This window comes from Pseudomonas gregormendelii (assembly GCF_017114825.1).
Lineage (GTDB): Bacteria > Pseudomonadota > Gammaproteobacteria > Pseudomonadales > Pseudomonadaceae > Aquipseudomonas > Aquipseudomonas gregormendelii.
Genome location: NZ_JADEVO010000022.1, coordinates 17,227 through 33,981, shown reverse-complemented (window position 1 = coordinate 33,981; position 16,755 = coordinate 17,227). Strand labels below are relative to the sequence as shown.

Sequence of the window (16,755 nt, the reverse complement as noted above, 5' to 3'; positions counted from 1 at the left end):
GTATTTACATGTCCAATTCCCTGTTCAGCATCGCTTTCGGCGTCGGCACCCAGAATCGTCAAGGCGCATGGCTGGAAGTGTTTTACCCTCAGCCGCTGTTGAATCCGTCGGCCGAACTGGTGGCTGCCGTCGCGCCAATTCTCGCTTATAGCGAAGGCAACCAGGCCATCACCTTCACCACCGCGCAGGCTGCGCAACTGGCTGAAGCCGTGAAGGGCATCGACGCGGTACAAGGCAAGTTGCTGACCCGACTGGCCGAAAGCCACAAGCCGCTGGTCGCCACCCTGCTGGCCGAAGACGCGCAACTGACTTCTACCCCAGAGGCGTACCTCAAGCTGCATCTGTTGTCCCATCGTTTGGTCAAGCCCCATGGCCTGAACCTGGCCGGGATCTTCCCGCTGCTGCCGAACGTAGCCTGGACGAGCCAGGGCGCAATCGACCTGAGTGAGCTGGCCGAACTGCAACTCGAAGCCCGTCTGCGCGGCGAGCTGCTGGAAGTGTTCTCGGTAGACAAATTCCCGAAGATGACCGACTACGTCGTACCGGCTGGCGTGCGTATCGCCGATGCGGCCCGCCTGCGCCTGGGCGCTTATGTCGGTGAAGGCACCACTGTGATGCACGAAGGTTTTGTCAACTTCAACGCCGGCACCGAAGGCCCGGGCATGATCGAAGGTCGTGTCTCGGCAGGCGTATTCGTTGGCAAGGGCTCGGACCTGGGCGGCGGCTGCTCCACCATGGGCACCCTGTCGGGCGGCGGCAACATCGTGATCAAGGTAGGCGAAGGCTGCCTGATCGGCGCCAACGCCGGTATCGGCATTCCACTGGGCGATCGCAACACCGTTGAGTCTGGCCTGTACGTGACCGCTGGCACCAAGGTTGCGCTGCTGGACGAGAAAAACCAGCTGGTGAAAGTGGTCAAGGCCCGTGAACTGGCCGGTCAATCCGACCTGCTGTTCCGTCGCAACTCGGAAACCGGTGCCGTGGAATGCAAGACCCACAAATCGGCCATCGAACTGAACGAAGCGCTGCACGCTCACAACTAAACTGCGCCATTAACCTGTAGGAGCGAGCTCGCTCGCGAAAATCGCTACGACAACGCGGTTATTCAAGTAGCCAGAGTTATCGTTGACGTCCATCGCGAGCAAGCTCGCTCCTACAGGTGCACAGTCAATTCTGTAGGAGCGGGCTCGCTCGCGAAAAATCGCTACGACAATGCGGCTATTCAGGTAGCCAGAGTTATCGTTGACGTCCATCGCGAGCAAGCTCGCTCCTACAGGTGCACAGTCAATTCTGTAGGAGCGAGCTCGCTCGCGAAAAACGCTAGGGCAACGCGGTTATTAAAGTAGCCCGAGTTATCGTTGACGTCCCATCGCGAGCAAGCTCGCTCCTACAACGGGTTTGGCATTTTCCCGCCCATGTTTTGCAGGGCCCATTTGCATGATGATCCCCTCCCCGTGGCGCGCCGACTTCCCGGCCATCGCCGCACTGCAACGACAAGACCAGACTTATCTGGACAACGCCGCCACCACGCAAAAACCCCAAGCCCTGCTGGATGCTCTGGCGCACTACTACGCCAACGGCGCCGCCAACGTGCATCGGGCACAACACCTGCCCGGCGCCCACGCGACCCAGGCATTCGAGGACAGCCGCCGCAAAGCCGGACAATGGCTGAATGCCGGCGATAGCGGGCAGATCATCTTCACCCACGGCGCCACCTCCGCGTTGAATCTCCTGGCCTATGGCCTGGAACACTCATTCCAGCCGGGCGACGAGATCGTTATCAGCGCCCTGGAGCATCACGCCAACCTGCTGCCATGGCAGCAATTGGCCAATCGACACAAGCTGAAGCTGGTGATCCTGCCACTGGACACCGACGGCCTCATCGACCTGGACGCCGCCGCCCTGCTCATCGGCCCGAGCACTCGCCTGCTGGCTGTCAGCCAGCTCTCCAACGTGCTGGGAGCCTGGCAACCGTTACCCGCCCTGTTGGCCCTGGCACGGAGCCACGGCGCCATCACCGTAGTCGATGGCGCCCAAGGGATCGTTCACGGTCGCCACGACGTGCAGGCCCTGGGTTGCGACTTCTATGTGTTTTCCAGCCACAAGCTGTACGGACCGGATGGCCTCGGTGTGCTGTTTGGCCGGCATGAAGCACTGGCACACCTGCGCCACTGGCAATACGGCGGCGAGATGGTGCTCGATGCCAATTATCACGACGCTCGTTTTCGTCCCGCGCCCCTGGGTTTCGAAGCCGGCACACCGCCGATCGCCAGCGTCATCGGGCTCGGCGCCACCCTGGATTATCTGGCAGGTCTGGATCAGGACGCCGTGTCGGCCCATGAAGCCGCCCTGCACGATTATTTGCTCAAGGGCCTGCAAGCCCGCAACGGCATTCGCCTGCTGGGCAACCCGCAACTGGCCCTGGCCAGCTTTGTGGTCGAGGGTGTGCATAACTCGGATCTGGCGCACCTGCTGACTGAACAGGGGATTGCCGTGCGCGCTGGTCATCACTGCGCCATGCCGTTGCTGAAGAGTCTTGAACTGGCCGGCGCGATCCGGGTGTCGTTGGCGCTGTACAACGACTCCGATGATCTGGAGCGGTTCTTTGAAGCGCTGGACCAGGCGCTGGAGCTACTGCGATGACCCTGCCAGCGGACGCCGTCACGGCGCTGGCCACCTTCCAGGAAGCCGCAGGCTGGGAACAACGCGCGCGGCTGTTGATGCAGTGGGGCGACCGCCTGCCTGCACTCGGTGATGAGGACAAAGTCGACGCCAACCGCGTGCATGGCTGTGAAAGCCAGGTGTGGTTGGTGGGCTCGCTGCAGGACGGCCACTGGCAGTTTGCCGCGAGCAGTGATGCGCGGTTGATTCGCGGGTTGGTGGCGTTGCTGCTGGCGCGGGTCAATGGCCTGTCGGCCAGCGAATTGAAGCAGGTCGATTTGCCGCAATGGTTCAATCAACTGGGACTGGGCCGGCAGCTCTCCCCCTCGCGCAGCAATGGCCTCAATGCAGTACTGCAGCGCATGCAAGAACTCGCCCCGTAGGAGCCGACTTGCTGGCAATGCGGTCGACGCGCTCTGTTGTACCCGTAGGAGCTGCCGAAGGCTGCGATCTTTTGATCTTCGGCGCCCACTTCGACGCTAAAGATCAAAAGATCAAAAGATCGCAGCCTTCGGCAGCTCCTACAAGTATCTATGCCTGGGGTTTGATGCGATCCGCCGGGCGCCGCACTCCCGCCACGATCTTGTCCACAGCCTTGGTCGCCGCGACCATGCCGAACGTCGCCGTCACCATCATCACCGCGCCAAACCCGCCGGCGCAGTCCAGCTTCACCCCATCGCCCACGAAACTCTTCTGCAGGCAAATGCTGCCATCGGGTTTCGGGTAGCGCAGTTGTTCGGTGGAAAACACGCAAGGCACGCTGTAATGCCGGGTCACGGTGCGCGAGAAGTTGTAATCGCGGCGTAGCGTGGAACGCACTTTCGAAGCCAGCGGGTCGTTGAACGTACGGTTCAGGTCACAGACCTGAATCAGCGTCGGATCAATCTGCCCGCCCGCGCCCCCGGTGGTGATGATCTGAATCTTGCGGCGCTTGCACCAGGCAATCAGTGCCGCCTTCGCGTTGACGCTGTCGATGCAATCGATCACGCAGTCGATATTCGGCGTGATGTATTCGGCCATGGTCTCGCGGGTAACGAAATCCGCCACCGCGTGCACGGTGCAAGCCGGGTTGATCCCTCGCAAGCGCTCGGCCATCACCTCGACCTTGGGCTTGCCCACGGTGCTGTCCAGCGCATGCAACTGGCGGTTGGCGTTGCTGACGCAGACGTCATCCAGGTCGAACAGCGAAATCTCTCCCACACCGCAGCGCGCGATCGCTTCCGCTGCCCAGGAACCGACGCCACCGACGCCGACGATTGCCACATGCGCCGCGCGCAGGCGCTCAAGGCCCTCGATGCCATACAAGCGGGCGATGCCGGCAAACCGTGGATCTTCTGTACTCATGACCATTACCCCAAAAACCGGCGCGCAGTATAGGGCCATCGCGAGACAAGTTTAAGCGTCGGCGACAAGTGTAAGAACTTATGTGAAATCGGAGTGCCCAATGTAGGACATTTCCCTGCCAGCTGTAGGATCTGAGATCCTACAGTGTAGGATGCACCCCTACCCTTGTCAGTCAGTCGCCAACCGCCCCTTCGTTCCACAGCCTCTGGAACCCGAAAAAGCTATGTCATCGCGTAAATTTGGACTCAACCTGGTCGTGGTGCTCGCCATCGCAGCCTTGTTTACCGGCTTCTGGGCGCTGATCAATCGCCCGGTCACCGCTCCCAACTGGCCTGAACAGATCTCCGGCTTCTCCTATTCGCCGTTCCAGCAAGGCCAGTACCCGCAAAAAGATCAATATCCAAACGACGATGAAATGCGCCGTGACCTGGAGATCATGAGCAAGCTGACGGACAACATCCGCACTTATTCGGTCGATGGCACGCTGGGGAATATTCCCAAGCTCGCGGAAGAGTTCGGCTTGCGTGTAACCCTGGGCATCTGGATCAGCCCGGACGAGGAGCGCAATGAGCGGGAAATCCTGCGCGCCATTGAAATCGCCAACACTTCGCGCAGCGTGGTGCGGGTAGTTGTAGGAAACGAGGCAATCTTCCGTAAGGAAATTACCGCTGCGGAACTGGGCATGATTCTCGATCGCGTACGCGCGGCGGTGAAAGTGCCCGTGACCACGTCCGAACAATGGCACGTCTGGGAAGAACACCCGGAGCTGGCCAAGCACGTCGACCTGATCGCCGCTCACGTACTGCCCTACTGGGAGTTCATCCCGGTGGACAAGGCCGGGCAATTTGTTTTGGACCGCGCCCGTGACCTGAAGAAAATGTTCCCAAAAAAACCCCTGCTGCTTTCGGAGGTTGGCTGGCCGAGCAACGGCCGCATGCGCGGTGGCGCCGATGCGTCGCCGGCAGACCAGGCGATCTACTTGCGCACGCTGGTCAACAAGCTCAACCGCCAGGGCTTCAACTACTTCGTGATCGAAGCCTTCGACCAACCGTGGAAGGCCAGTGACGAAGGTTCGGTGGGCGCCTATTGGGGTGTGTTCAATGCCGCGCGCCAGCAGAAATTCAACTTTGAAGGCCCGGTAGTCGCAATTCCGCAATGGCGCGTGCTGGCGGTCGGCTCGGTGGTACTGGCCCTGCTGTCCCTGACGCTGCTGATGATCGACGGCTCGGCGCTGCGCCAGCGTGGTCGCACTTTCCTGACCTTCATCGCATTCCTTTGCGGTTCGGTACTGGTGTGGATCGGTTATGACTACAGCCTGCAATACAGCACCTGGTTCAGCCTGACAGTAGGTATCCTGCTCGCCCTCGGTGCGTTCGGCGTGTTCATCGTGCTGCTGACCGAGGCCCATGAACTGGCCGAAGCGGTATGGACCCACAAACGTCGGCGCGAATTCCTGCCGGTGGTGGGCGACTCGAACTATCGGCCAAAAGTCTCGATCCACGTGCCTTGCTATAACGAGCCACCGGAGATGGTCAAACAGGCCCTCAACGCCCTCGCCAACCTCGACTATCCGGACTTCGAAGTCCTGATCATCGACAACAACACCAAAGACCCGGCCGTCTGGGAACCGGTGCAGGCGTACTGCGAAACCCTGGGGCCGCGCTTCAAGTTCTTCCACGTTGCCCCCCTGGCCGGCTTCAAGGGCGGTGCGCTGAACTACCTGATCCCACACACCGCCAAGGATGCCGAAGTCATTGCAGTGATCGACTCCGACTACTGCGTCGACCCGAACTGGCTCAAACACATGGTGCCGCACTTCGCCGACCCGAAAATCGCCGTGGTGCAGTCGCCGCAGGATTATCGCGACCAGAACGAAAGTACCTTCAAAAAGCTCTGCTATGCGGAATACAAAGGTTTCTTCCATATCGGCATGGTGACCCGCAACGACCGTGACGCGATCATCCAGCACGGCACCATGACCATGACCCGTCGCTCGGTGCTCGAGGAGTTGGGCTGGGCTGACTGGTGCATCTGCGAAGACGCCGAGCTGGGCCTGCGGGTGTTCGAAAAAGGCCTGTCGGCAGCGTACTACCACACCAGCTACGGCAAGGGCCTGATGCCCGATACCTTTATCGACTTCAAGAAGCAGCGGTTCCGCTGGGCCTATGGGGCGATTCAGATTATCAAGCGGCACACCGCGAGCCTGTTGCGTGGCAAGGACACTGAACTGACCCGCGGCCAGCGTTACCACTTCCTCGCGGGCTGGCTGCCGTGGGTGGCGGACGGCATGAATATCTTCTTCACGGTCGGCGCCCTGCTCTGGTCGGCGGCGATGATCATCGTGCCGCAGCGGGTCGATCCACCGTTGCTGATTTTCGCGATTCCGCCCCTGGCACTGTTCGTGTTCAAGGTCGGCAAGATCATCTTCCTGTACCGCCGCGCGGTCGGGGTGAACCTCAAGGATGCCTTCTGTGCGGCACTGGCAGGGCTGGCGTTGTCGCACACCATCGCCAAAGCGGTGCTGTACGGGTTCTTCACCAGCAGCATTCCGTTCTTCCGTACGCCGAAAAATGCCGACAACCACGGCTTCTGGGTGGCGATTTCGGAGGCGCGCGAAGAAGTGTTCATCATGTTGCTGTTGTGGGGCGCGGCATTGGGGATCTTCCTGGTGAACGGCTTGCCAAGTAATGACATGCGCTTCTGGGTCACCATGTTGCTGGTGCAATCGCTGCCTTACCTGGCGGCATTGATCATGGCGTTCCTGTCCTCGTTGCCCAAACCTTCGTTGGAAGCCGAACCGGCAACGGCATAATCCGTTATGGGATAACGTCAAACGGCGGCCTTCGGGTCGCCGTTTTGCTTTAGAATGATCGCCCTTTTGCACAGGTTTACCGTGCGCACCTCGGAGCTTCTACATGACGGCCCACGCCGACCTTTCGCCGACCCTTCAACTCGCCATCGACCTCATCCGCCGTCCATCCGTGACGCCGCTCGACGCCGATTGCCAGAAGCAGATGATGCAGCGCCTGGGCGATGCCGGTTTCACGCTGGAACCGATGCGCATCGAGGATGTGGATAACTTCTGGGCCACCCACGGCCAGGACGCGGGCCCGGTACTGTGTTTTGCCGGCCACACCGACGTCGTGCCAACCGGCCCGGTGGCCGCCTGGCAAATCGACCCGTTCAACGCGCTGATCGATGAACACGGCATGCTCTGCGGCCGCGGCGCGGCGGACATGAAAGGCAGCCTGGCGTCGATGACCGTGGCCGCCGAGCGCTTCGTCACCGACTACCCGAACCACAAGGGCAAGGTCGCATTCCTGATCACCAGCGACGAAGAAGGCCCCGCCCATCACGGGACCAAGGCCGTGGTCGAGCGTCTGGCTGCACGCAAGGAGCGCCTGGACTGGTGCATCGTCGGCGAACCGTCGAGCACCACACTGGTGGGCGATGTGGTGAAGAACGGTCGCCGTGGCTCCCTGGGTGCCAAATTGACCGTGCGCGGCGTGCAAGGTCACGTTGCTTACCCGCACCTTGCCAAGAACCCGATCCACCTGGCTGCCCCGGCGCTGGCCGAACTGGCGGTCGAGCACTGGGACAACGGCAACGACTTCTTCCCGCCTACCAGCTTCCAGATTTCCAACGTGAATTCCGGAACCGGCGCAACCAACGTGATTCCGGGCGACCTGGTGGCGGTGTTCAACTTCCGTTTCTCCACTGAGTCCACGGTTGAAGGCCTGCAGAAACGCGTTGCCGACATCCTCGACCGGCATGGCCTGGACTGGCATATCGACTGGGCGCTGTCCGGCCTGCCGTTCCTGACCGAGCCAGGCGCTTTGCTGGATGCGGTTGCATCGAGCATCAAGGACATCACCGGTCGCGACACCAAGGCGTCCACCAGCGGTGGCACCTCTGACGGACGTTTCATCGCCACCATGGGCACCCAGGTCGTCGAACTGGGGCCGGTCAACGCGACCATCCACCAGGTCAACGAGCGAGTGCTGGCCGCCGATCTCGACGTGCTGACCGAAATCTACTACCAGACCCTGATCAAGTTGCTCGCCTGATGCTCGCCTGCCCGATCTGCAGCGAACCGCTGAACGACGTGGACAACGGCGTGGCCTGCCCCGCGGGACACCGGTTCGACCGCGCACGCCAGGGTTACCTCAACCTGCTGCCGGTACAGCACAAGAACAGTCGCGACCCTGGGGATAACCTGGCGATGGTCGAGGCTCGCCGTGACTTCCTCAACGCCGGTCATTATGCCCCGGTGGCCCGGCGCCTGGCCGAACTGGCGGCGCAGTACGCGCCGCAACGCTGGCTGGACATCGGTTGTGGCGAAGGCTATTACACCGCGCAAATCGCCCAGGCACTGCCCAATGCCGACGGCTACGCGCTGGATATTTCCCGGGAAGCGGTCAAACGCGCCTGCAAGCGCAACCCGCAACTAACCTGGCTGATCGCCAGTATGGCGCGGGTGCCGCTGGCTTCCGGCAGTTGCCAGTTTTTGGCCAGCGTGTTCAGTCCCCTGGACTGGGAAGAAGCCAAGCGCCTGCTCAGCTCCGGTGGCGGCCTGATGAAGGTCGGACCGACCAGCGGCCACCTGATGGAATTACGCGAGCGCCTGTACGATGAAGTCCGTGAATACACCGACGACAAGCATCTGGCCCTGGTACCGCAGGGCATGGTGCTGGCGCACAGTGAAACCCTGGAGTTTCGCCTGAGCCTGGCAAGCGGCCTGGACCGTGCCAACCTGTTGGCCATGACGCCCCATGGCTGGCGCGCCAGTGCCGAACGCCGGGCTGCGGTGATCGAGCAGGTTGAACCGTTCGAGGTCACCGTTTCAATGCGTTACGATTACTTCGTACTTCAATAATTTTGGTCTTTAGTTAACAACTTGAGGCCGGCTAAATCCGCGAATGGATTTTTCAGACCCGCAGTGAGGACATCCATGCGCCAACCCGATATCGAGATTTACCTGAAAGACGCTGACGTTGACTACAAGGCGGTCGCCACCTGGCTCGGCGAAGCCTTGGGGCCGTGCACCGACTGGGTCCAGAAGGGCCAGACCTACAAGTGCAAGGCCGGCAATGTCCCGGTGACCTGGTTGCCGAAGGCTGTAGGAAAATGGAACAGCCTGTACCTGGAAAGTGACCAGACCCCGTGGGAAGACGACATCGCCTGCGCCCGCGCTGCATTTGCCGCACTGAACGTCGAAGTACGCTGCGCGCCAGGTACTTGGGTCGAGGAAGAAGGTGAAGAGACCGCGGATCGCTGGATGCGCATCAGCGCTGATGGTGAAGAAGAGATCACCTGGAAGACCGCATAAAAGCGAATAGATCGTCCGAACGCGGCCCGAACCTTCGGCAGCTCCTACAGGGTCATGTGTACACCTGTAGGAGCTGCCGAAGGCTCGGGCCGCGTTCGGGCGATCTTTTGATCTTAAAATTTACAACCCCACCACATCCTCAGCCTGCAATCCCTTCTCGCCCGTCACCACGGCATATTCGACCTGCTGACCTTCCGCCAACGAACGATGCCCCTCGCCGCGGATCGCGCGGTAGTGCACGAACACGTCCACCCCGTCCTCGCGCTGAATGAAGCCATAACCCTTGGCGTCGTTGAACCACTTCACATTGCCAGTCTCGCGCGTTGCCATGAATCGCACCTCTTCTTTTTATTGTTGAGGCGCGAGTATAGGACAGCCCGAAAAACTCTCAACTGAACTTTACTTAGCCGCTTTTTTGCCGATTTTCGATGAATCCGGCACACTATCGACCGCCCGAGCAAATGCTCGGTCTCATTCACTCACGCAGAAGCCGTATGACCCGCTCCCCGTTCCGCCGTCTAGTGTTTGGCACCTTGCGCCGACTGCTGTACCTCTGGGTTCGCTCGGAGACGATCAACCAGTCGTCGTTCACCCTCAACCTCGACCGCAGCCGGCCGGTGTTCTACGTCCTGCAAAATCCTTCGCTGACCGACCTTGCCGTGGTCGATACCGAATGCACCAAGGCCGGTCTGCCGCGCCCGGTCCTGCCGGTGTCGGTGGGCAACCTGCTGGAGCCGGCGGCGTTTTTCTACCTGACGCCCGACCCCGACTGGCTCGGCCGCCAGGACAAGCGTGGCGCACCGCCGACCCTGACCCGGCTGGTCAGTGCCCTGAGCCAGAATGCCGCCGAAGACGCGCAGATCATTCCCGTCAGCGTGTTCTGGGGCCAGTCGCCAGACAGCGAATCGAGCCCGTGGAAACTGCTGTTCGCCGACAGCTGGGCAGTCACCGGCCGCCTGCGCAGGTTGCTGAGCATCATCGTGCTGGGCCGCAAGACCCGGGTACAGTTTTCCGCGCCGATTCACCTGCGTGAGCTCATCGATCACAACAAGGGCCATGAGCGCACAGTGCGCATGGCCCAGCGCATCCTGCGGGTGCACTTTCGCAACCTGAAAGCCGCCGTGATCGGGCCGGACATTTCCCACCGTCGCAACTTGGTCAAGGGCTTGCTCAACCAGCCGCTGGTCAAGCAGGCGATCCTCGAGGAGGCCGAGCGCGAGAACATCTCCCCGGAAAAAGCCAAGGCCCAGGCCCTGCGCTATGGCAACGAGATCGCGTCGGACTACACCTATACCGCGATCCGTTTCCTCGAAGTCGTGCTGAGCTGGTTCTGGAACAAGATCTACGACGGGATCAAGGTCAACCACATCGAAGGCGTGCAAAAGGTCGCCCAGGGTCACGAAGTCATCTACGTGCCGTGCCATCGCAGCCATATCGATTACCTGCTGCTGTCCTACCTGCTGTTCCGCAACGGCCTGACTCCGCCGCACATCGCCGCCGGGATCAACCTCAACATGCCGGTGATCGGCAGCCTGCTGCGCCGCGGCGGCGCGTTTTTCATGCGCCGCACGTTCAAGGGCAACCCGTTGTACACCTCAGTGTTCAATGAATACCTGCACACCCTGTTCACCAAAGGCTTTCCGGTCGAATACTTCGTCGAAGGTGGCCGCTCGCGCACCGGGCGCATGCTGCAACCAAAAACCGGGATGCTGGCGATCACGTTGCGCAGCTTCCTGCGGTCCTCGCGGATGCCTATCGTCTTCGTGCCGGTGTACATCGGTTACGAGCGAGTGCTGGAAGGTCGTACCTATCTGGGCGAGCTACGAGGGGCCACGAAGAAGAAGGAATCGATCTTCGACATCTTCAAAGTCATCGGCGCCCTCAAGCAACGCTTCGGCCAGGTGGCCGTCAACTTCGGCGAGCCGATCAAACTGGCGGAGTTCCTCGACAGCGAGCAGCCCGACTGGCGCCAGCAGGAACTCGGCCCGCAGTTCAAGCCGGCGTGGCTCAACGAAACCACCCATCGCCTGGGCGAAAAAGTCGCGCAGCACCTGAACGAAGCGGCAGCCATCAACCCGGTCAACCTGGTCGCACTCGCCCTGCTCTCCACCAGCCGCCTGGCCCTGGACGATCGCGCGATGGCGCGGGTGCTCGACCTGTACCTGGCGCTGCTGCGCAAAGTACCTTACTCGCCGCACACCACCCTGCCGGAAGGCGATGGTCGGGCGCTGATCGAGCACGTGAAGGACATGGACCTGCTCTCCGAGCAGAGCGATGCCCTGGGCAAGATCCTGTACCTGGACGAGCAGAACGCCGTCCTGATGACCTACTACCGCAACAACGTGCTGCATATCTTCGCGCTGCCCGCGCTGCTGGCGAGTTTCTTCCAGAGCGCCTCGCGCATGAGCCGGGAGCAGATCCTGCGCTACACCCGCGCGCTGTACCCGTACCTGCAGTCGGAGCTGTTCATTCGCTGGTCCCTTGATGAACTCGATGCGGTGGTCGATCAATGGCTGGAGGCATTCGTCGAGCAAGGCCTGTTGCGATTCGAAAACAATGTGTACCTGCGCCCGGCGCCGAGCTCGCGACACTTCGTGCTGCTGACCCTGTTGTCCAAGAGCATCGCCCAGACCTTGCAGCGCTTCTACATGACCGTGTCCTTGCTGCTCAACAGCGGCCAGCACAGCGTCAGCGCCGAAGAACTGGAAGACCTGTGTACCGTCATGGCCCAGCGCCTGTCGATCCTGCACGGCTTGAACGCTCCGGAATTCTTTGACAAGAGCCTGTTCAGGCACTTCATCCAGACCATGCTCGACCTTGACGTGTTGCGCCGTGACGAAGCCGGCAAGCTGAGCTATCACGAGCTGCTGGGCGAACTGGCTGAAGGCGCGGCGAAGCGGGTGTTGCCGGCGGAGATTCGCCTGTCGATCCGCCAGGTGGCCTTGCACCGCAGCGAAGATGCAGCGGATCAGCCACCCGCACCAACCGAAATTTCATGAAGTCCTTGTGGCAATGAATTCCCCTGCAGGAGCCATGCTTGCTCGCGATGGCGGTGTATCAGACAGCAAATATGTCGAATGCCGCCCGGAGCAGCCTCGCGCCCACATTCAGAACGGAGACACCCCTATGAAAAAACTCTCTCTCCTGGCCGCAGCCACCCTGCTCAGCGCCTGCCAATCCATGCAACCTGCAGCAAAAACCAGCCTCGACGGCGAAGTGTTCTACCTGCAACGCATCGCCTTGCCGCCGACCGCCACCCTGAGCGTCAGCTTGCAGGACGTCTCCCTGGCCGACGCACCAGCGGTCGTCCTCGACGAACACAAAGGCCCGGTCAAAGGCCAGGTGCCACTGCCCTTTCACCTGAGCTACGACCCGGCGCAGGTCAAGCCCGGCCACCGTTACTCGGTCAGCGCACGCATCGAAGCGGATGGCCAGTTGCTGTTCATCACCACCGAAAATCACGCCGTGCAGCTGGATGGCAGTGATCCGCAGCCACTGAAGATTCGCGTGAACGCCGCTCGCTAAAGCCCTTTTACCCTAAGGAAGCCGCCATGCCCCCCATGAACCTCCGCTTCACCGGCCTCTGTGCAGGCTTGCTGATGTGCGCCAACGCCATGGCGCTGTCGCTCAATGACCTGTCACAAAAAGACGCTACCGGGGGTCTCAAGGACGCCCTGACCCAAGGCGCACAGCTCGCCGTCAAACAACTGGGCGCTCCAGGCGGCTTCAGTAACAACCCTGAAGTGAAAATCGAGCTGCCGGGCAAACTGGGCAAGGTCGCCAGCAAGATGAAACAGTTCGGCATGGGGGCCCAGGTCGATCAACTGGAGACCAGCATGAACAAGGCCGCTGAAACGGCCGTGGTCCAGGCCCAGCCGATTCTTGTGGATGCGGTGAAGAAGATGACGGTCGACGATGCCAAGGGCATCCTGGGCGGCGGCAATGACTCGGCCACGCAGTACCTGAGCAAAACCAGTCGCGAACAGATCCGCGTCAAGTTCCTGCCCATCGTCAAGCAAGCCACCGACCAGGTCGGCCTGGCCAAGCAATACAACGCCTTCGCCGGTCAGGCGGCTACCCTGGGTGTATTGGATGCCAAGAACGCCAACATCGAAGGCTATGTGACCGAGCAAGCGCTGAACGGCCTGTTCGAGATGATCGGCAAACAGGAAGAAACCATCCGCAACAACCCGGCCGCTGCGGCGACCAGTTTGGCGAAGAAGGTGTTTGGCAGCCTGTAAACAGTGGGAGCAAAGCTTGCTGCGGGAAGCGTTGCGACGATAGCCCTGAGGCGATCTGCGAGTGAAATCGCGTAGCATCGATCGCGAGCAAGCTTTGCTCCCACAGGGGAGGATCAGGCCGGGTCCTTCCTGATGCGGAACCATGCCGCATACAAGGCCGGCAGAAACAACAGCGTCAACGCTGTGGCCACAATCAGCCCGCCCATGATGGCAACCGCCATCGGCCCGAAGAACACGCTGCGTGACAGCGGGATCATCGCCAGCACTGCCGCCAGCGCCGTCAGCACGATTGGCCGGAAGCGTCGGACCGTGGCTTCGATGATCGCTTGCCAAGGCGTGAGCCCGGCGGCGATGTCCTGCTCGATCTGGTCCACCAGGATCACCGAGTTGCGCATGATCATCCCCGACAGGGCGATGGTCCCCAGCATCGCGACGAAGCCGAACGGCTGCCGGAATACCAACAGGAACAGCGTCACGCCGATGAGCCCCAGCGGCGCGGTCAGGAACACCATCACCGTGCGCGAGAAGCTGCGCAGTTGCAGCATCAGCAAGGTCAGCACCACCACGATAAACAAGGGTACGCCAGCCTTCACCGAGTTCTGCCCACGGGCCGAATCTTCGACGGTGCCGCCGACATCCAGCAGGTAGCCGTCCGGCAGCTCGGCGCGAATCGGATCGAGGGTCGGCATGATCTGCGCCACCAGGGTCGCCGGTTGTTCCTTGCCGTAGATATCGGCCCGAACGGTGACGTTGGGCAGGCGATTACGGTGCCAGATGATGCCCTCTTCAAAGCCGTATTCCAGCGTCGCGATCTGTGACAGCGCCACGCTGCGCCCGTTGTCGGTCGGCACGGCGAGGCTCGGCAGCAAAGACAGCTCGGTACGCTCGTGCAGGGTGCCGCGCAGCAGGATCTCGATCAATTCGTTGTCTTCGCGGTACTGGCTGACGCTGGAACCGGTCAGGGAACTCTGGAGGAATTTTGCCAGGCTCGCGGTGCTCACCCCAAGCGCCCGGGCACGGTCCTGATCGACGTTGAGGTACACCACCTTGCTCGGCTCTTCCCAGTCCAGGTGCACGTTGACCACATGCGGGTTCTCGCGCACTTTCGCCGCGACCTTGCGCGCCAGGGCACGCACCTCCTCGATGTGTTCACCGGTCACCCGGAACTGCACCGGATATCCCACGGGCGGGCCGTTTTCCAGGCGCGTCACCCGCGAGCGCAAGGCCGGAAACTGCTCGTTGAGGGTCTCGATCAGCCAGGTGCGCAGGGGTTCGCGGTCTTCGATGGTCTTGGCCAGCACCACAAACTGGGCAAAGCTGGCGGCTGGCAGTTGCTGATCCAGCGGCAGGTAAAAGCGCGGTGACCCGGTGCCCACGTAAGCCACGTAACTATCGATACCGGCGTGATCCTTAAGCAGCACTTCGAGACGTTTGACCTCTTCGGCGGTGTTGCTCAGGGACGCGCCCTCGGCCAGCTTCAGGTCGACCATCAGTTCAAGGCGGCCGGACGCCGGGAAAAATTGCTGCGGCACAAACCGGAACAGCGCAATAGAGGCAATGAACAACACCACGGTTAACACGATCACGGTCTTGCGCCACCGTACGCACCACTCCACCAGGCGCCGCACGCGCTGATAGAACGGAGTGCCGTAAGGATCAGGCTGACCACTGCCGTGTTTGGCTGCGTGAATTTTCGCCAGATCAGGCAGGAGTTTTTCCCCCAGATACGGCACGAAGACCACGGCGGCGACCCAGGACGCCAGCAGTGCGATGGTCACTACCTGGAAGATCGAGCGGGTGTACTCGCCAGTGCCCGATTGCGCCGTGGCAATCGGCAGAAAGCCGGCGGCGGTGATCAGCGTGCCGGTGAGCATCGGGAACGCGGTGCTGGTCCAGGCGTAGCTGGCCGCCTTGACCCGGTCGAAGCCCTGCTCCATTTTGATCGCCATCATTTCCACGGCGATGATCGCATCGTCCACCAGCAAGCCCAGCGCCAGCACCAGGGCTCCGAGGGAGATTTTGTGCAGGCCGATGCCCAGGTAATACATGCAGGCGAATGTCATCGCCAGCACCAGGGGAATCGCCAACGCCACGACCATGCCGGTGCGCACGCCAAGGGAGAAGAAACTTACCAGCAATACGATCGCCAGGGCCTCCACCAGCACCTGGATGAATTCGCCAACGCCGGTTTTTACTGCAGCGGGCTGGTCCGAGACCTTGCGCAACTGCATCCCGGCCGGAAGATTCTTCTGGATGCGGTCGAATTCGACTTCCAGCGCCTTGCCCAGCACCAGGATGTCGCCACCGTCCTTCATCGCAACCGCCAGGCCGATGGCGTCCTGCGCCATGAAGCGCATACGCGGCGCCGGCGGGTCGTTAAAACCACGCCGTACGTCAGCCACATCGGAAATGCGGAACGTACGCTCGCCCACCCGGATTGGAAAGTTCTTTATCTCATCGACTGTCTGAAAATTCCCCGACACTCGCAGCTGCAAACGTTCACTGCTGGTTTCGAAGAACCCCGCCGTAGACACCGCATTCTGCTCTTCCAACGCTTGCTGGACTGCGGCCAGGGGCAAACCCAGGGTGGCGAGCTTGACGTTGGACAGCTCGATCCAGATCTTCTCGTCCTGCAGCCCAAGCAGCTCGACCTTGCCGACATCCTTGACCCGTTGCAGCTGGATCTGGATGCGATCGGCGTAGTCCTTGAGCACCGCGTAATCGAACCCATCGCCGGTCAGGGCGTAGATATTGCCGAAGGTGGTGCCGAATTCATCGTTGAAAAACGGCCCCTGGATACCCGGGGGCAAGGTGTGGCGAATGTCGCTGATCTTCTTGCGCACCTGATACCACAGCTCGGGAATCTGCACCGAGTGCATGGAATCCCGGGCGATAAACGTCACCTGGGATTCTCCTGGACGAGAGAACGACACGATGCGTTCGTACTCCCCGGTTTCCATCAGCTTCTTTTCGATGCGTTCGGTAACCTGCCGCGAGACTTCCTCGGCCGTTGCGCCCGGCCAATTGGTGCGAATTACCATGGCCTTGAAAGTGAACGGCGGGTCTTCGCTCTGGCCGAGCTTGGTATAGGAAAGCGCTCCAACCACGGCCAGCAGCAGCATCAGGAACAGTACGATCTGGCGGTTACGCAACGCCCACTCGGAAAGATTGAAGCCCATC

The 16,755-nt window shown here is 61.2% G+C and carries 13 protein-coding genes; 10 read left to right on the top strand and 3 right to left on the bottom strand.

The window, feature by feature from the left end; genetic code table 11:
• The first annotated feature begins 8 nt into the window (after positions 1 to 8).
• The 3 genes from dapD (at position 9) to IMW75_RS16160 (ending at position 3,044) form a co-directional block, all read left to right on the top strand.
• Positions 9 to 1,043 (top strand): 2,3,4,5-tetrahydropyridine-2,6-dicarboxylate N-succinyltransferase, encoded by a 1,035-nt coding sequence (gene dapD, locus IMW75_RS16170; RefSeq protein WP_045060124.1) that lies wholly within the window; start codon positions 9 to 11, stop codon positions 1,041 to 1,043.
• 394 nt (positions 1,044 to 1,437) lie between these two features.
• Complete coding sequence (locus IMW75_RS16165) at positions 1,438 to 2,643, top strand: aminotransferase class V-fold PLP-dependent enzyme (protein ID WP_205893164.1); 1,206 nt, start codon at positions 1,438 to 1,440, stop codon at positions 2,641 to 2,643.
• Entirely contained in the window at positions 2,640 to 3,044 is a 405-nt protein-coding gene (locus tag IMW75_RS16160) for a SufE family protein (RefSeq protein ID WP_205893163.1), read from the top strand. Before IMW75_RS16165 ends, IMW75_RS16160 begins: the two co-directional genes overlap by 4 nt.
• Positions 3,045 to 3,192: 148 nt before the next feature.
• Here IMW75_RS16160 and tcdA read toward each other — a convergent pair whose 3' ends face one another.
• A complete protein-coding gene (tcdA, locus tag IMW75_RS16155) occupies positions 3,193 to 4,005 on the bottom strand; it encodes a tRNA cyclic N6-threonylcarbamoyladenosine(37) synthase TcdA (protein WP_205893162.1) in 813 nt (270 codons plus the stop codon).
• 223 nt (positions 4,006 to 4,228) lie between these two features.
• On the opposite strand from tcdA, the gene IMW75_RS16150 reads away from it, so the two are divergent.
• The 4 genes from IMW75_RS16150 (at position 4,229) to IMW75_RS16135 (ending at position 9,334) form a co-directional block, all read left to right on the top strand.
• Positions 4,229 to 6,817 carry a glycosyltransferase gene (locus tag IMW75_RS16150; RefSeq protein ID WP_205893161.1) on the top strand — a complete coding sequence of 863 codons (2,589 nt, stop codon included), beginning with the start codon at positions 4,229 to 4,231 and terminating at the stop codon, positions 6,815 to 6,817.
• Positions 6,818 to 6,920: 103 nt separating this feature from the next.
• A complete protein-coding gene (gene dapE / locus IMW75_RS16145; RefSeq protein ID WP_045060119.1) occupies positions 6,921 to 8,072 on the top strand; it encodes a succinyl-diaminopimelate desuccinylase in 1,152 nt (383 codons plus the stop codon).
• Positions 8,072 to 8,881, top strand: a complete 810-nt coding sequence (locus tag IMW75_RS16140; RefSeq protein ID WP_045060118.1) for a putative RNA methyltransferase — start codon at positions 8,072 to 8,074, stop codon at positions 8,879 to 8,881. Before dapE ends, IMW75_RS16140 begins: the two co-directional genes overlap by 1 nt.
• Before the next feature lie 75 nt (positions 8,882 to 8,956).
• A complete protein-coding gene (locus IMW75_RS16135; RefSeq protein WP_045060117.1) occupies positions 8,957 to 9,334 on the top strand; it encodes a hypothetical protein in 378 nt (125 codons plus the stop codon).
• 120 nt (positions 9,335 to 9,454) lie between these two features.
• Here IMW75_RS16135 and IMW75_RS16130 read toward each other — a convergent pair whose 3' ends face one another.
• A complete protein-coding gene (locus IMW75_RS16130; RefSeq protein ID WP_010462862.1) occupies positions 9,455 to 9,664 on the bottom strand; it encodes a cold-shock protein in 210 nt (69 codons plus the stop codon).
• Between the two features lie 164 nt (positions 9,665 to 9,828).
• On the opposite strand from IMW75_RS16130, the gene plsB reads away from it, so the two are divergent.
• From plsB to IMW75_RS16115, 3 genes are all read left to right on the top strand, one after another.
• Positions 9,829 to 12,333, top strand: a complete 2,505-nt coding sequence (gene plsB / locus IMW75_RS16125; protein WP_205893160.1) for a glycerol-3-phosphate 1-O-acyltransferase PlsB — start codon at positions 9,829 to 9,831, stop codon at positions 12,331 to 12,333.
• Positions 12,334 to 12,460: 127 nt separating this feature from the next.
• Positions 12,461 to 12,859, top strand: coding sequence for a YbaY family lipoprotein (locus tag IMW75_RS16120; protein WP_045060115.1), 399 nt, complete (start codon positions 12,461 to 12,463; stop codon positions 12,857 to 12,859).
• Positions 12,860 to 12,894: 35 nt separating this feature from the next.
• Positions 12,895 to 13,575, top strand: a complete 681-nt coding sequence (locus IMW75_RS16115) for a DUF4197 domain-containing protein (RefSeq protein WP_414704649.1) — start codon at positions 12,895 to 12,897, stop codon at positions 13,573 to 13,575.
• 113 nt (positions 13,576 to 13,688) lie between these two features.
• Here the strand turns inward: IMW75_RS16115 and IMW75_RS16110 are convergent, their stop codons facing one another.
• Positions 13,689 to 16,754 carry an efflux RND transporter permease subunit gene (locus tag IMW75_RS16110; protein ID WP_045060113.1) on the bottom strand — a complete coding sequence of 1,022 codons (3,066 nt, stop codon included), beginning with the start codon at positions 16,752 to 16,754 and terminating at the stop codon, positions 13,689 to 13,691.
• Between the last annotated feature and the right edge of the window lies 1 nt (position 16,755).

Bases quoted from the DNA above. Each gene is read 5' to 3' on its own strand.
- tcdA (WP_205893162.1), bottom strand. From the start codon at position 4,005: ATGAGTACAGAAGATCCACGGTTTGCCGGCATCGCCCGCTTGTATGGC.
- dapE (WP_045060119.1), top strand. From the start codon at position 6,921: ATGACGGCCCACGCCGACCTTTCGCCGACCCTTCAACTCGCCATCGAC.
- IMW75_RS16130 (WP_010462862.1), bottom strand. From the start codon at position 9,664: ATGGCAACGCGCGAGACTGGCAATGTGAAGTGGTTCAACGACGCCAAG.
- IMW75_RS16120 (WP_045060115.1), top strand. From the start codon at position 12,461: ATGAAAAAACTCTCTCTCCTGGCCGCAGCCACCCTGCTCAGCGCCTGC.
- IMW75_RS16160 (WP_205893163.1), top strand. From the start codon at position 2,640: ATGACCCTGCCAGCGGACGCCGTCACGGCGCTGGCCACCTTCCAGGAA.
- IMW75_RS16110 (WP_045060113.1), bottom strand. From the start codon at position 16,754: ATGGGCTTCAATCTTTCCGAGTGGGCGTTGCGTAACCGCCAGATCGTA.
- IMW75_RS16135 (WP_045060117.1), top strand. From the start codon at position 8,957: ATGCGCCAACCCGATATCGAGATTTACCTGAAAGACGCTGACGTTGAC.
- plsB (WP_205893160.1), top strand. From the start codon at position 9,829: ATGACCCGCTCCCCGTTCCGCCGTCTAGTGTTTGGCACCTTGCGCCGA.
- IMW75_RS16140 (WP_045060118.1), top strand. From the start codon at position 8,072: ATGCTCGCCTGCCCGATCTGCAGCGAACCGCTGAACGACGTGGACAAC.
- IMW75_RS16165 (WP_205893164.1), top strand. From the start codon at position 1,438: ATGATGATCCCCTCCCCGTGGCGCGCCGACTTCCCGGCCATCGCCGCA.
- IMW75_RS16115 (WP_414704649.1), top strand. From the start codon at position 12,895: ATGAACCTCCGCTTCACCGGCCTCTGTGCAGGCTTGCTGATGTGCGCC.
- IMW75_RS16150 (WP_205893161.1), top strand. From the start codon at position 4,229: ATGTCATCGCGTAAATTTGGACTCAACCTGGTCGTGGTGCTCGCCATC.
- dapD (WP_045060124.1), top strand. From the start codon at position 9: ATGTCCAATTCCCTGTTCAGCATCGCTTTCGGCGTCGGCACCCAGAAT.